The organism is Eubacterium sp. MSJ-13, from assembly GCF_018918235.1.
Classification (GTDB): Bacteria; Bacillota; Clostridia; order Lachnospirales; family Lachnospiraceae; genus Butyribacter.
The window spans coordinates 1-14,293 of the sequence record NZ_JAHLQE010000035.1 but is presented as its reverse complement, the minus strand read 5'-3'; the positions used below and the strand labels follow the sequence as shown (position 1 = coordinate 14,293).

The 14,293-nt window shown below is 37.3% G+C and carries 14 protein-coding genes; 1 reads left to right on the top strand and 13 read right to left on the bottom strand.

Annotated elements, in window-relative coordinates:
• Nucleotides 1–118: 118 nt before the first annotated feature.
• The 10 genes from ftsH to spoVT all read right to left on the bottom strand — a co-directional run bounded on the left by ftsH (nucleotide 119) and on the right by spoVT (nucleotide 8,494).
• Nucleotides 119–2,020, bottom strand: coding sequence for an ATP-dependent zinc metalloprotease FtsH (gene ftsH, locus KQI69_RS02250; protein ID WP_216563660.1), 1,902 nt, complete (start codon nucleotides 2,018–2,020; stop codon nucleotides 119–121).
• A 24-nt stretch (nucleotides 2,021–2,044) separates the two neighbouring features.
• Nucleotides 2,045–2,575: a hypoxanthine phosphoribosyltransferase gene (hpt, locus tag KQI69_RS02245; protein WP_216563659.1), complete on the bottom strand. Its 531-nt coding sequence runs from the start codon at nucleotides 2,573–2,575 to the stop codon at nucleotides 2,045–2,047.
• A gap of 15 nt (nucleotides 2,576–2,590) precedes the next feature.
• Nucleotides 2,591–4,018 carry a tRNA lysidine(34) synthetase TilS gene (tilS, locus tag KQI69_RS02240; protein ID WP_216563658.1) on the bottom strand — a complete coding sequence of 476 codons (1,428 nt, stop codon included), beginning with the start codon at nucleotides 4,016–4,018 and terminating at the stop codon, nucleotides 2,591–2,593.
• 4 nt (nucleotides 4,019–4,022) lie between these two features.
• Nucleotides 4,023–5,846, bottom strand: coding sequence for a SpoIIE family protein phosphatase (locus KQI69_RS02235; RefSeq protein ID WP_216563657.1), 1,824 nt, complete (start codon nucleotides 5,844–5,846; stop codon nucleotides 4,023–4,025).
• Nucleotides 5,847–5,996: 150 nt separating this feature from the next.
• Complete coding sequence (locus KQI69_RS02230) at nucleotides 5,997–6,308, bottom strand: septum formation initiator family protein (RefSeq protein ID WP_216563656.1); 312 nt, start codon at nucleotides 6,306–6,308, stop codon at nucleotides 5,997–5,999.
• Nucleotides 6,309–6,339: 31 nt separating this feature from the next.
• The gene (gene yabQ, locus KQI69_RS02225; protein ID WP_216563655.1) at nucleotides 6,340–6,690 is read right to left on the bottom strand and encodes a spore cortex biosynthesis protein YabQ; all 351 of its coding nucleotides are present in this window, start codon (nucleotides 6,688–6,690) and stop codon (nucleotides 6,340–6,342) included.
• On the bottom strand, nucleotides 6,687–6,989 hold the full coding sequence (gene yabP, locus KQI69_RS02220) for a sporulation protein YabP (protein WP_216563654.1): 303 nt from the start codon (nucleotides 6,987–6,989) through the stop codon (nucleotides 6,687–6,689). Before yabP ends, yabQ begins: the two co-directional genes overlap by 4 nt.
• A 59-nt stretch (nucleotides 6,990–7,048) precedes the next feature.
• Nucleotides 7,049–7,288, bottom strand: a complete 240-nt coding sequence (locus KQI69_RS02215) for an RNA-binding S4 domain-containing protein (protein WP_022225184.1) — start codon at nucleotides 7,286–7,288, stop codon at nucleotides 7,049–7,051.
• Nucleotides 7,289–7,464: 176 nt separating this feature from the next.
• On the bottom strand, nucleotides 7,465–7,740 hold the full coding sequence (locus tag KQI69_RS02210) for an HU family DNA-binding protein (RefSeq protein ID WP_216563653.1): 276 nt from the start codon (nucleotides 7,738–7,740) through the stop codon (nucleotides 7,465–7,467).
• A 208-nt stretch (nucleotides 7,741–7,948) separates the two neighbouring features.
• Nucleotides 7,949–8,494, bottom strand: coding sequence for a stage V sporulation protein T (spoVT, locus tag KQI69_RS02205; RefSeq protein ID WP_216563652.1), 546 nt, complete (start codon nucleotides 8,492–8,494; stop codon nucleotides 7,949–7,951).
• 593 nt (nucleotides 8,495–9,087) lie between these two features.
• Between spoVT and thrS the strand changes: the two genes are divergently transcribed.
• The gene (gene thrS / locus KQI69_RS02200) at nucleotides 9,088–10,860 is read left to right on the top strand and encodes a threonine--tRNA ligase (RefSeq protein ID WP_253288959.1); all 1,773 of its coding nucleotides are present in this window, start codon (nucleotides 9,088–9,090) and stop codon (nucleotides 10,858–10,860) included.
• Nucleotides 10,861–11,129: 269 nt separating this feature from the next.
• Here the strand turns inward: thrS and KQI69_RS02190 are convergent, their stop codons facing one another.
• The 3 genes from KQI69_RS02190 to KQI69_RS02180 all read right to left on the bottom strand — a co-directional run bounded on the left by KQI69_RS02190 (nucleotide 11,130) and on the right by KQI69_RS02180 (nucleotide 14,262).
• Entirely contained in the window at nucleotides 11,130–12,728 is a 1,599-nt protein-coding gene (locus KQI69_RS02190) for an AAA family ATPase (protein ID WP_216563651.1), read from the bottom strand.
• Between the two features lie 356 nt (nucleotides 12,729–13,084).
• Complete coding sequence (locus tag KQI69_RS02185) at nucleotides 13,085–13,558, bottom strand: flavodoxin (protein ID WP_216563650.1); 474 nt, start codon at nucleotides 13,556–13,558, stop codon at nucleotides 13,085–13,087.
• A gap of 29 nt (nucleotides 13,559–13,587) precedes the next feature.
• Nucleotides 13,588–14,262, bottom strand: a complete 675-nt coding sequence (locus tag KQI69_RS02180) for a dihydrofolate reductase family protein (RefSeq protein ID WP_216563649.1) — start codon at nucleotides 14,260–14,262, stop codon at nucleotides 13,588–13,590.
• Nucleotides 14,263–14,293 lie beyond the last annotated feature (31 nt).

Genomic DNA, 14,293 nt, shown 5'->3' with positions numbered 1-14,293 from the left:
TTTTTTTTGTGCAATCTGCACTGTTTTTATGTTTTCAAAACACTTTTACTAATTCTGGGGTGCAATTTAATACTAAGCTTGTGCATTTTTTAATACACTTTTCATAAACCCTCTGGTTCTATAATTCATTCGGTTCTACATCAATTTCTTCTGAAACTATTTCCTCTTTTTCAAGCGAAACACTTTCATTTTTCTCATCGAACAATGCTTCAAACTCTGCCCTGTCAATTCTTTCTTTCTCCATAAGGAGTTTTGCACATTCATGCAGAATATCCATATTATCTTCAAGTATTGATTTTGCCTGTGCATATGCATTATCAATAATAGCTTTTACTTCATTGTCAATAGTCTTAGCCACATCTTCGCTGTAATCTCTGCTCGTTCTTCCAAAATCCCTGCCTATAAATACTTCATCTTCATCGGCATAGTTTATCATACCGATGTTGTCTGAAAAGCCATATTTGGTAACCATTGCTTTCGCAGTATTTGTAGCCTGTTTTATATCCTGTGATGCTCCTGTAGTAATATCATCAAATATAAGCGATTCTGCAATTCTTCCACCGAGACTTGCAACGATATCCTGCTGCATCTTTCCCTTAGTCATAAATGTCTCATCACGCTCTGGAAGAGGCATCGTATATCCTGCTGCACCAGAACCTGTCGGAATAATAGAAACCATATGCACTGGGCCTACATCAGGAAGTACATGAAAAAGTATAGCATGACCAGCTTCATGATATGCGGTTATCTTCTTATCCTTTTCCGAAATGATCTTACTTTTCTTCTCTTTTCCTATACCTATTTTGATAAATGATTTGCTGATATCTTCCTGTTCAATAAATTTTCTGCCCTCTTTTGCACAAGCAATAGCAGATTCATTTAAAAGGTTCTCAAGATCAGCGCCAGTAAATCCAACAGTTGTCTGTGCTATCTTTCTAAGGTCAACATTGTCACCAAGAGGTTTGCCCTTTGCATGTACCTCAAGTATCTCCTCTCGTCCTCTAACATCAGGACGGCCTACTGTAACTTTTCGGTCAAATCTTCCCGGTCTTAAGATTGCCGGATCAAGTATGTCTACACGGTTTGTAGCTGCCATAACTATTATGCCTTCATTTATACCAAATCCATCCATCTCTACAAGCATTTGGTTAAGTGTCTGCTCACGCTCGTCATGACCGCCTCCAAGACCTGAGCCTCTCTTTCTTGCAACCGCATCTATCTCATCAATAAATACGATACATGGTGCATTTTTCTTTGCTTCCGCAAACATATCTCTTACTCTAGATGCACCTACACCGACAAACATTTCCACAAAATCTGAACCTGAAAGACTAAAAAACGGAACTCCAGCCTCACCTGCAACAGCTTTTGCAAGGAGTGTCTTACCTGTTCCCGGAGGTCCTACAAGAAGTATTCCCTTTGGAATACGTGCACCTACATCAGTATATCTTCCCGGATTTGCAAGGAAATCAACTATCTCTTCAAGTTCTTCTTTCTCCTCTTTAAGACCTGCAACATCCTTAAATTTCTTTGCATGTGGATCATCCGGATCTATCCTTCTAGCCCTGCTCTTTCCAAAATTCATCATTTTGGCATTGCCACCGCCTGAATTGGCCGACTGTGATGACAAAAATGAAAACAGGAAGAATATCGCTAAAAATCCAAGTCCATATGGAAGCAGTGTCGTAATAACCCACGATGTCTTTTTAACATCATTTAACCTATATGATACATTCGCATCATCAAGTATTTTCTGAGCCTCTTTTACATCTGATACATAAAAATCAACCACTTTTCCCGACTTTAATTTTACTGTAACCTCACCTGTCGGTATTTCCTGGTTCTGATCAATTGAAACACTTGTGATATTATTTTTAGCAGCATCATTTTTCAGACTGCTAACGCTGTAAGAATCACCAGAATTCCTTTCTATGTTCCCAGAAAAATATACTGCACAAAAAATAACAGCAAGAACGAGAACATAGAAACCTATTCCACTCATCTTCATCTGTTTCTTCATGAATTGTCTCCTCTACCTTTTATTTTATTCCTCAATGAAATCTAATACCCCGATATAAGGAAGATTTCGATACTTTTGAGCATAATCAAGTCCAAATCCAACCACAAATTTATCCGGAATCTCAAATCCCGTATAATCCACATGTACCTCTGTCTCTCGTCTGTCAGGTTTGTCAAGCAGTGTGCAAAGTTTAAGGCTTGCCGGATTTCTTCCTTCAAGCATCTTCTTTACCATACTGAGTGTTCGTCCTGAATCAACTATATCCTCAACTATAATACAATGAAGCCCATCAATATCTTCATCAAGATCCTTATTTATCCTGAGCTGTCCTGAACTCTTTGTTCCATTACCATAGCTTGACGCTGACATAAAGTCCAATGTAACGGGTACTGTGATCCTTTTTGCAAGTTCACAGCAAAAGAATATACTTCCTTTGAGAACGCAGATAAGATGAACCGTCTTTCCTTCATAATCCCTGCTTATCTGCTCAGCCATCTCTTCAATCTTCTTGTTAAGAATTTCCTCAGAATACATAACACTAATTTCTTCTTTCATTGTTTCCACCTTTCTCTAATGTATGCTTGCACAAAGCATCTTTTTAGTATTTTCATCAATGTAATAATATGCACTGCATCTTGCAAGTTCTGGGATCCACATGATATGGTTCCCGTCCGCAAGAACCAGTATGTTCTTTCTCTCATCAGCCGGTATCTTGCTGTCTATAAGGATTCTGCTCAGCCTCTTCTTTGAACCGTCTGTTCTAAGCCATAGATAATCACCTTCTTTAGGATATCTTAACTTAGGCATATTCTTTATCTTAGCATAATCAAACCATTTCGTACAGTTATTTTTTTTGATAATCTCTGTCATTTCGCATGACTCTTCTGTATGAAATGATATCATATGGCTTGTATCATTTGTAAATGTCACATTATATTCCTGTCCTGAAGATATCTTTTCTTCATATATCTCTGTAAAACTTTGTGAACTGTGACACCATCTATCCTTGTATGACATGAGTATATAATCATAATTCTTAACTGCAACTATGTCATATGGCAGATTTATTTTTCTGCCTGTCTGCCGTGTCATAAGCCTTATCAGTGCATCTATATGTCTCGCCGTAATATCCTTTCGTCTGCCTGACATATGTTCTATCATCCTCATAAATATCTCACGCTGCAATACTACATGCAGTTTTTTTAATTCATTCAGGTCAGCTTTTACCTCTTTAGGACGGCTGTACTTGCATACTGTCACTTTGTCCCATACCAGATCAGTCTGAATATCTATAAAATCCGTAACATCCTGCATATGAGCTGCTGTTTTTGCTATGTGACTCACAGTTTCTTTTTGAAGATTTTCCTGCAGATAAGGTATCAGATAATGCCTTATCTGATTTCTTGCATATTCATCCTCATTATTTGTTGAATCTATACAATACTTCTGTCCCATCTTTTCAAGAGATTTAACAATATCTTGTTTTTTCACTGCAAGAAGCGGTCTTATAATATTTCCATTTTTAGCTTTCATACCTCCAAGTCCCCTGAAACCGCTGCCTCTTATAAACTGAAACAACACAGTTTCCGCCTGGTCATCCTGGTGATGTGCCACTGCAATCTTATCATATCCAAGTTCCATGCGCACTTGTTCAAAACATTCATAACGATATACCCTTCCAGCTTCCTCCTCCGTCATGGACATCTCCTGCGCCATCTTTGGGATATCTCTATAAAATGTTCTGCACTCTACATCTTTAGCCCGACATAATTCTTCAACAAAATGCTGGTCTTTTCCTGCCTCATCTCCCCTTATGCCATGATTAACATGTACAAAACACAATCTTAAATTGTACTCTTTCCGTATCTGTGTCAGATATAAGAACAAAAACACGGAATCTGCACCGCCCGATAATCCGACAACGATGCCATCATTTTTTTCTATCAGGGCATTATCATCACAAAATGATTTTACCCTTTCGTAAATATATTTATTCATCTTTTTAGTTCTCCCATACTCCGGCAACTATAACACTCATATCATCAGATATGTACCCTGAACTTCTCCTTACTGCTTCATCTACGATTGATTGAGCCATATCTCCCGGATTGACTGTATCTATCTGCCTGATATATTTTTCTAAATTATACTTTTCGTCTGAAAACATGTCTGCCACACCATCAGTCATCATTATTATATAATCTCCTGAATATATGCGCATCTTTCCGATATATGGTTCTGCCTCACCTATCACACCCACAGGAAGCGATTGTCCTTCTATACAATACATCTTCCCACTAGTCAAAACATAAGTTCCAACAGCACCATTTTTTAAAAAACTGCACTCTCCCTTATACAGATTTATGAGAGAAATGTCAAGTGTTGCATAATTTTCAAACTCCTGATCTGACATATATAGCGAATTTATTAGTCTTATCGCCGAAGTCTGTGAAAATCCGGCCTCTGACATCTGCTCCAAAAGTTCTATAACATTTTTGCTTTCATCAAGTGCACTTGTCCCACTTCCCATTCCATCAGAGAGAGCCATCAAAAGCTCCCCACTTGGAAGATTTATCATTGAAAATGTATCCCCTGAAACCTCCTGTTCATCTTTTGTAAGCCTTGCAACTCCCGTTATTGCTTTATATTTTGTCTCCTCAACAAAAATATATTCACCAAACTCAGTGTCTATTACTTTTCTTGATGCATCTGACGGTTTTATTTTTTTCTGCATTATGCTGCTCATGATCCTCGATAGTTCTGTTGCCGTTACAAGCCGTCCTTTTGTTGTCCTTGCACTCATAACTATCTCTATCTGCCCATCATTCTTTTCATATGCATAAATATTCTTACATATAACCCTTTTTTTTCTAAACTCTTTCTGGAATGATTCCTCAAGTTCATTCGACAATCTCTGCATTTTAGGCATACTGTCAAGCATATTTTTTACCGCATCACTTATCTCTTTCATCTGACTTGCTACGGCCTTTCTGCTCTGTGTAACCCTGTTTCTATACCCCACTATATTCCTGGCTATGTGAAGATTTTGATTTGCCTCAGACAAAAAACGTTCAGTATGAATACAATCCCTTGTAAATTCTAATGGCATCTGCTCAAGTGTTATAAAACCATCAGGAGAAACACTCAATGTTTTAAATTTTTCAGGTTTACATATTGCCGTCTGTCCTGAACACTCTTCATACTTTTCACATCTCACACATACACTCTCAGACATTTCCCTAAAAATCTTTCTTATATCCCTACTGCCAATCTGCCTGTTTTCACACGAATCATCTGACATAACTTTTGAGATACGGTCAAAAACATGTGAAAAATCATTAAGTCTGTTTTCAATTATATCCTCATAATCCTTATCTTTTTCCCCTTTTTTCTCCTTCACATAACCAAGTGCTTCATAAAATATCTTTGTTAGTGACAGTACAAGTCCTGTTCCAAACATCAAAAGAAAAATATCATATTCATTGTACGGAAACATATATAATTTAATCCCACCGTACATAACAAAAGTAACTGATGCAATAAGTGCCGCATGTACAGGCCGTATATGTATCTTCTGCCTCTCTAATGTATCATATATAAGAAGCATTGATAAGATTACCATACTTCCGCACAATGCCATCTCAATCGAAAGACTCGAAAACATCCCTGCCATAACCGAGAAAGCTATCAGAAGTCTTGCATCCATATCTGCAAACACTGCCGCAAAATATGATACTCCAAGCACACACATACCACAAGTTTCAATTCGTCCCGCTAAAAAACCCATTATCATCTGCAAAAAAAGTTTTTTCCCAATATACTTCATTGTACTCTCCCTTTCACGCCCTAAGGCTAATCTGATAATGGAAAGTATATATAATCAAAATAGCATATTTTGTCGAAACTCAACCTCAAAAAAAGAACTGTTTTTTATGAAGTTAAATCATAAATAAACAGTCCTTAATATTTTATTTGTTTACTTTGCATCGTCAGGTTCAAAAATAATCTCACCTTTGTATACAAGCCCCAATCTCTCGCGTGCAATCTTCTCCACATACTCGTCCGTGTCAACATACTTTTCAAATTTCTTTAACTCTTCCGTCCGCTCATCAACACTCTTCTTCTCTTTCTCAAGCTCAGTAATCTGTGCACTGTACTCTTTACACTTTGCTTCCAGTGTTGACTTACGGTAAAAGATTGTAAAACAAATTACTGTACATAATACAATAATACCCATAATCGTAAATTTGTTCATATGTTTTTTATGACCATAATGCTGACGTGCCATCTCAACACCACCCTCTCTGTAAACGCCTGTTCTAAAGACTTTTTCGCCTGCGAAATATGTTTTTATTATATACCTTTCTTATAATTTTTTCAACGATTTTCTTGATAGGACAATATATCCCTTTTTCATATAAAACAGCACCTGCTATCATCATGACAACCCCATACCATCTTATTATCCCTGAATTTATATTGTAAAAAATATAAAACACCGGAACGGCCAGGCAAGTCCAAAATATAATATCAATTAAAACTTTAACAGGCATACTTTGTTTTATTAACAGTCTGAATATTCTGATAATGCTATATAAGAACATACATGTCATACCAATCAATACTGAGGCAAACAGATACTGAACCTGTCCATATATTATCTCACTCATTGAAAAAGTCTCCCTAAGAATGATGCCGCTTTCTTAGCGTTATCCTCAACATCTGAGTATGCAAAACTGTCAATCCTGCCATCCACATCAACCTCACCCTTTTCAAGTGACAAACGATTTACATGCAGCTCATCACCCTTTATCAGAAGTACCCCCTGATTAGTTTCCAGATAAACCTCCTTTGCATCAAAAGAAAGCACATCCTTAACTCCTGACATAACCGCAGACTTTCTTGCATTAAGATATACTTTATGTACTCCTTTTGAACCTGCACCATTCTGTATATTTTTTTCTTCCACAAAAACACCCTCCTTGCATATATTTATAAATCAATATATGCATGAGGGTGTCATTTATATTACAGCATTTTGTAAAGTTCCTTCGCAGCTTCTTTATTATATGTTTCCTCTATGCTAAGCACTTCTACTTTTACCTGTTTATCACCAAAACTTATCTCTATGATATCTCCCGGTTTAATGTTAAGTGATGCCTTTGCAACTTTTCCGTTTACGGTAATCCTTCCTGCATCACACGCCTCATTTGCAACAGGTCTTCTCTTGATAAGTCTTGATACCTTTAAATATTTGTCTAATCTCATAATATTCCTCTTTTCAGAAAAAGGGCTGGTTCTTGGAACTGCCGCATTAAGTATAATCATACAATATATAAATGTTAATAACAGATTTATTATCTAAATATTGTATGAATAGTGCTTCGTGCGACAGCCACCTTGGAACCTGCCCTCAAATCAAAGTCTGCTTTTAAAGCCTTTTATTACTCGTTTACAGCATCCTTTAAAGCCTTACCAGCCTTAAATTTAGGAGCTTTAGAAGCAGGAATCTTCATTGTAGCACCTGTAGAAGGGTTTCTTCCTTCTCTTGCAGCTCTCTCAGCAACTTCAAATGTACCAAATCCAACTAACTGAATTTTCTCTCCGGCCTTTAACTCATCTGTAACCACATCAATAAATGCCTTTAAAGCCTTTTCTGAATCTTTCTTTGAAAGTTCTGCTTTTTCAGCGATAGCTGCTACTAACTCTGTCTTGTTCATGGATAAATCCTCCTCGATATTTGTATTCTTGGAACAAAGCGGCTAGTATACACTAACTCCACTTCATCCTCCCGTTTGCTTTCTGCAATGAATCCTCTTGCAAAAACTTACAAATCTATTTATACCCTCATTATACCTGTTTGTCAAGGTTTTTTACATCAAAAATCCCACAAAATCAAGCCTTTTTAGCCTTTTTTCTTATTAAATGTCACCCCTCCATCTGTTTGCCAAGAAAACTTGCAGCAACAGCTATCATTTTCTGCTCAGTCTCACCAAATTTTCTCTCCGTGTTCTTCGACAAAAAAACTATCGCTCCTGCCACGTCACCATTACATATGATAGGTGCAACAGCCTCCGTATAATCTCCATCCATATCATCTGTGACTTTGCAGAAATCACTTTTTGTATTGTCAGACAAAATAATCTTTCTATCCATAGCTACTCTTTCTAAATCCTTACTTATATGCTTTCCGACCATATCCTTTTTCACACCGCTTGAAGCTGCAATAACTATGTCACGGTCAGTCACCATAATAAGATAACCTGTTGTCTGTGACAGAGCATCGGCATATTGTTTCGCAAACTGTCCTATATCTCCTATCATTGAATATTTTTTAAGGATAACCTCTCCTTCCCTGTCAGTGTATATCTCAAGTGGGTCTCCCTCACGTATACGCAGAGTGCGTCTTATCTCTTTTGGAATAACAACTCTTCCTAAATCATCTATTCTTCGTACAATTCCCGTAGCTTTCATATTCCGGTTATTTCCTCCATTTCTTTTTTTATAAGGATAAACTTAAATTTATATTACTCCCCATTTCTGCACACATTTTTTGTGCATATCAAGTTTATTAGCTTTGGAGTTATTATGTGGAAATATGTATTTAATTATACACTCTCAAAGCATAATAAAGACAAAATTAACCTATTGAATTTACAAAAACATTATGTTAGAATAAATAAAGTTTTTCAAAGAACATTGCTAAACATATAGCAGACAAATATTTATATATTTTTAAAGGCAATGACGGAACGAGTAATGTTATACTGCCATCCAGAGAGAACGGTGTTTTGCTGCAAACCGTTTATGTGCAGATTTCATGAAAACCACTCCCGAGCTGTGCGTAGAAAAAATATTTCTGATATTTTGAAGCGTGACCGTGTAGCTGCGTTACAAGCTGTAAAAGACATTCCGATTATTTAATTTATTAACATGATTTAAACGGATGTACTTTTCTGAGTTAAAAATTAAGGTGGAAACGTGCGTAAGCACCCTTAGATATGAGCATATTATATCTAAAGGTGCTTTTTTGTTTCCAAAAAACATTAAAAAAGGAGATAAAACCAATGGTAAACTTTAAAGAAAACGAACAGTTAAACACATTAAACCATTCATGTGCTCACCTTATGGCACAGGCTATCAAACATCTTTACCCACAGGCAAAATTCTGGGTTGGACCCGTAGTAGCCGAGGGATTTTACTATGATATAGATCTCGGCGAAGATGTTATCCGTGATGAGGACATCGCTAAGATTGAAAAAGAAATGAAAAAAATCGCAAAATCAGGAAAGAAGATTTTCCGCAGAGAGGTTTCTAAAGCTGAAGCCTTAGAGATGTTCAAGGATGATGAATACAAACTCGACCTTATCTCTGATCTTGAGGACGGAAACATCACAGTTTACGACCAGGGCGATTTCACTGACCTCTGCCGCGGACCACATGTAGACAATGTAAAACTCTGCCGCAACTTCAAACTTATCCGCCATTCAGGTGCTTACTGGAAAGGTGACAGCAACAATAAAGTTCTCCAGAGAATTTACGGTGTATGCTTCCCAACTCCTGAGGAACTTGAAAATCACCTCACACTTCTCGAAGAAGCAAAAGAGAGAGACCACAGAAAAATCGGTAAGGATATGAACCTTTTTATGGTCGATGACCTTGTAGGACGCGGACTTCCAATGTTCTTACCAAAGGGCTATACAATCTGGCAGGAACTTGAAAACTACATTAAAGATAAGGAAAGAGACCTCGGTTATCTCCATGTTATGACTCCATGCGTAGGAACAGTAAACCTCTACAAAACATCAGGCCACTGGGATCACTACAAAGAGAATATGTTCCCACCTATGGAAATGGAAGGTGAATCATTTGTACTTCGTCCTATGAACTGTCCTCACCACATGATGATATATGCAAACAGAAGACATTCATATAAAGACCTCCCTATCCGCATTGGTGAAATCGCACATGACTTCCGTTATGAGTCAAGCGGAACATTAAAGGGAATCGAGCGTGGAAGACATTTCTGCCAGAACGATGCGCACCTCTTTGTAACACCTGAACAGATAAAAGATGAGTTTACAAAAGTTGTAGACCTCATTTTCAGCACATACAAAGACTTTGGTATCGAAAATTACCGCTGTGTACTCTCTCTTCGTGACCCTGAGAACAAAGAAAAATACCACGATGATGACGAGATGTGGGACAAGGCAGAAGCTGCACTCCGTGATGTTATGAACGGACTCGGTATTGAATATACTGAGGAAATCGGAGAAGCTGCTTTCTACGGACCTAAACTTGATGTAAATGTTCAGCCTGCTGTCGGAAATGAGATTACTCTTTCTACCTGCCAGCTTGACTTCTGTCTCCCTGCAAAATTCAACCTCTCATACATTGACAGAGACGGCGAAAAGAAAACACCTGTTGTACTTCACCGTGCGATACTTGGTTCACTCGACCGCTTTATGGCATACATCCTCGAGGAGACAAAAGGAAATCTTCCTACATGGCTTGCTCCTGTACAGGTTCGTGTAATGCCTGTTAAGACAGATGACGACTCACTTAACGCTTACGCAAAAGAAATCTGTGACGCACTCAAAGCAAACAAAGTCCGTGTAGACCTCGATGACCGTTCAGAAAAACTCGGCTACCGTATGCGTGAGGGACAGATTCAGAAAGTACCTTATCTTCTCGTTGTCGGATTTAATGAGAAAGACGAGAGAACAGTTTCATTCCGTCTGCATGGAGAGAAAAAGACTACTGTACTTCCACTCGATGAGTTTGTTGAGAAACTTGACGCTGAGATTAAAGGAAAACTTAGAACACATATCGGTATGTAAATTTGTTTTACTTTTAAACCACCAAAGTTTATGATATTTTGGAATGGAAATGTATGGAGAATAGGCAGTGGAGTAATAGGAGCATTTTTTCTCTTAGCTGGTGTTATGAATATATTCCATAGAGAAAAAAATAAGACAATAACTTTTAAAAAAACAGCGGCGTGAGTATTTTATTACTCCTGCCGCTGTTTCTTATATAGATAATTGCAAAACTACGATATTATTTGTTATTTCTGCACAATTACCACAACATAAAAGTAGTTTCGCAATTACCTATTTGACTTTATACAAAGCAATCTTATCACACAATCATGCTTTTTGCTCTTTTTATCATAATTTATCCCGACCAGCAATATATCCCCTGTATATTTCATTACTGACTCAGGATATTTTCTCTCCTCTATCTGAGCAATCGCCGTCCTTGCTGTTTTGTTCCATTTAAGTTCAGCTACAAGTGCCGGATAATCATGCCTGTATTCCGGCTTTGGAATAAATACAAAATCTGCAAATCCTCTCCCTGTCGGAAATTCCCTTACAGGCTTAAAATAATATTTCATTGCACTCAGATAACCTATCGTCAGAACACTGCTCAAAGAATTTTCGTCATTATACTGTATAGACGAAGCATACTCCATGTGAACCTGTTCAATCAGTTCAGCCACGGCACCTTCATCCAAATCAAGCGTTGCATTTAATAATTCATCCGATTTTTTCTGAAATCCAATCAGTTCATTCCACTTTTTTCTTTTGACCGCATTTGTAAATTCCTGTCTTATCTCCTCATTTGGAATAAATGCTGTCCTTTTATCCTCGTCATACCCAAGATAACCAAGATGAATAAGATATGTCAGTATGTCATCCTTATTTGTAAAATTTACCGCATCATTCTGAAAAGATGATATATCAACCTCGACTGCATTTCCCGAAAGCATCTCAATAACTGCTGCCCTCAATCCGTCAAAATCCATATTTATCAATGGAACTACTGCTTCATAAGTTCCGGTCTGTGACCAGTAGCTTTTAAACTTTTCTTTCATCATGCAGCTCACTACTGCCTTTGGATTATAAACATCATAGCCATCTATATTATAGCCATCGTACCAGAGTTTAACTTTTTCAAAGTCCATGCTATAATCCTTACACAATTTCTTTACTTCATCTTCCGTAAAACCTATATATTTTGCAAATACTCCTGCGTCGAGCATCGTAAACTCGTCAAAATTATTAAGAGCTGACTGTGTCTGTATCTTTTTTATAGGAAGTATTCCTGTCAGATACGCAAGATGTATATATTTTGTCGGCTCACTTCCCTTAAACATTGCCCTTAAAAAATTTATATATTCTTCCTGAATTTTATCATCCGCTGAATTGTCCCTTATCAAAACATCCCACTCATCAATAATCACAATAAACTTTTTGCCTGCTGACATATTTATACATGACAATGCCTCAGGCAGTGAAACTATTTGCTCATTTATCTCATTGGGATAATACTGCTTTAATTCTTCAATTATATTCTGCGTAATATACAATATAACATTTTTGACACCACCAGCCGGTTCAATACACCATTGCATATCTATCTGAATAACATCATATTTATTAAGATGCTTCTTATAACTGTCACTTTTTCCAATCTCAAGTGATGCAAACATTTTCTCAGAGTCACATGACCTGCTGTAATATGCCGTAAGCATATCAGCGGTAATCGACTTTCCAAACCGTCTAGGTCTGCTGTTGCATATAAATTTGTCTACCGTATCTATAACACTATTCATATACTCAAGTAGTCCTGATTTATCAACATATATTTTTGAATTTAGAGCATCCTGAAATGCATCATTGCCCGGATTTACAAATCTCCCCATATTGCCACCTCCAAACAGTTTGGGTTATCTGACTTTCTAACTATAACAATGTTAAGTATAACATAACAAAATATAATAATGTTATATTTTATTTTGATAGTTGTAGTTGTAAAATCTACAAATCAAGCGGGTATTTGCAATCTGCTCTGCTGCTTGATAGTGTTAAATTGTACAGATATAACAAATAGTATTAGCAGCGCACTCTGTCACCGTCAGCACTTAGGCAGCGTATTTTGCTGACTTAGTACTGTTACGAGTGACAGGTAGCGAGAGCGTGCCTGCGTTAGTATTTGTTATATCTGCACAATTAACACAGCATAGAAGTAGTTTCGCAATTACATATTAAAAAGTTTTTATTAACAAATCTTCCCAATCCACTTTTCAATATCTTTCATGGATGTACGCAATGTTGCCTCATCAAATTTTATATTCATATCCTCTTTAACCTCTGCACCCTTGCAGGCTTCTGAAAAATCTTTAAAGGTATGACCTATCCATCCGCCGTTTGTCGCAAACGGATAAACAGTCTTTCCACTCCAATCCTGACTCTTAAGGAATGTATGCATAGCTGGTGCAAATGTGTACCACCACACCGGAGTTCCGAGAATAACCGTATCATAATCGGCAAGATTTACATCTAAAGGCTTAATCTCAGGACAATAACCTCTGTTTACCTCATCCTGCCCCTGATCGACAACCCTGTTGTAATCTCCCTCATATGGCACAACAGTCTCAATCCTTGCAATATCTGCACCTATTTCTTTCTGAATTTTCTCAGCAATCCCTTTTGTATTTCCGAGATACGAATAATATATAATTACTGCTTTCATAGTATCCACTTCTTTCTTATCAAATTATATTAACACTTATAACGAACCCAGACGGCATTGCTTTCATATTTCTTTACATCAATAAGTTCAAGCCTTACAACATCTTCACTCATTTCAAGTCCATCAAATACAGCCGGCATACCGCCCCTGCCGTCAATTCCAGCACCGATAAGAATACTGATTTCGTCGAGCAATCCTGCCTTTAAAAATGCGGTATTTATCTTTGAACCGCCAACGATGCCCATCCTCTTAACATTAAACTGTTCAGACAATATCTCTGCCGCCCTTGCAAGGTCAATCTCATCTTTTCCGCATACAATCCATGAAATATTTCTGCTATCAAGATATTCAAGATATTCCTTTGTGACATTAGTACCTGTTATGATAAGATAAGGCTTTTCCATGCCTGAAGCATCCGGCCAGAGAAGTTTTCCCTTAGTGTCAACAACAACCTCATATCCGTTGGCATCCGCTTTTTTAGAAAATCCCTCTTTTCCATATACTTCTTTATTTTTAGGTATAAATTCACCTTTTTCAGACATTTCTAACTCGGCAGTAACTCTGCCGCTGACAGTAGTCGGCACGTCAATATCATTCAGTGTTGTATAATAATCATTGACTCCCGGCAATTTTGAAGTCATATCACAATCTATTCTCCCGTCTACGGAAATCATCATATGACATATAATATAAGGTCTATTCATCTTAATCCTCACTTCTGCACACGTTTTTTTT

Bases quoted from the DNA above. Each gene is read 5' to 3' on its own strand.
- KQI69_RS02235 (WP_216563657.1), bottom strand. From the start codon at position 5,846: ATGAAGTATATTGGGAAAAAACTTTTTTTGCAGATGATAATGGGTTTT.
- yabQ (WP_216563655.1), bottom strand. From the start codon at position 6,690: ATGAGTGAGATAATATATGGACAGGTTCAGTATCTGTTTGCCTCAGTA.
- tilS (WP_216563658.1), bottom strand. From the start codon at position 4,018: ATGAATAAATATATTTACGAAAGGGTAAAATCATTTTGTGATGATAAT.
- KQI69_RS02230 (WP_216563656.1), bottom strand. From the start codon at position 6,308: ATGGCACGTCAGCATTATGGTCATAAAAAACATATGAACAAATTTACG.
- ftsH (WP_216563660.1), bottom strand. From the start codon at position 2,020: ATGAAGAAACAGATGAAGATGAGTGGAATAGGTTTCTATGTTCTCGTT.
- hpt (WP_216563659.1), bottom strand. From the start codon at position 2,575: ATGAAAGAAGAAATTAGTGTTATGTATTCTGAGGAAATTCTTAACAAG.
- spoVT (WP_216563652.1), bottom strand. From the start codon at position 8,494: ATGAAAGCTACGGGAATTGTACGAAGAATAGATGATTTAGGAAGAGTT.
- KQI69_RS02190 (WP_216563651.1), bottom strand. From the start codon at position 12,728: ATGGGGAGATTTGTAAATCCGGGCAATGATGCATTTCAGGATGCTCTA.
- KQI69_RS02185 (WP_216563650.1), bottom strand. From the start codon at position 13,558: ATGAAAGCAGTAATTATATATTATTCGTATCTCGGAAATACAAAAGGG.
- KQI69_RS02215 (WP_022225184.1), bottom strand. From the start codon at position 7,288: ATGAGATTAGACAAATATTTAAAGGTATCAAGACTTATCAAGAGAAGA.
- KQI69_RS02180 (WP_216563649.1), bottom strand. From the start codon at position 14,262: ATGAATAGACCTTATATTATATGTCATATGATGATTTCCGTAGACGGG.
- KQI69_RS02210 (WP_216563653.1), bottom strand. From the start codon at position 7,740: ATGAACAAGACAGAGTTAGTAGCAGCTATCGCTGAAAAAGCAGAACTT.
- thrS (WP_253288959.1), top strand. From the start codon at position 9,088: ATGGTAAACTTTAAAGAAAACGAACAGTTAAACACATTAAACCATTCA.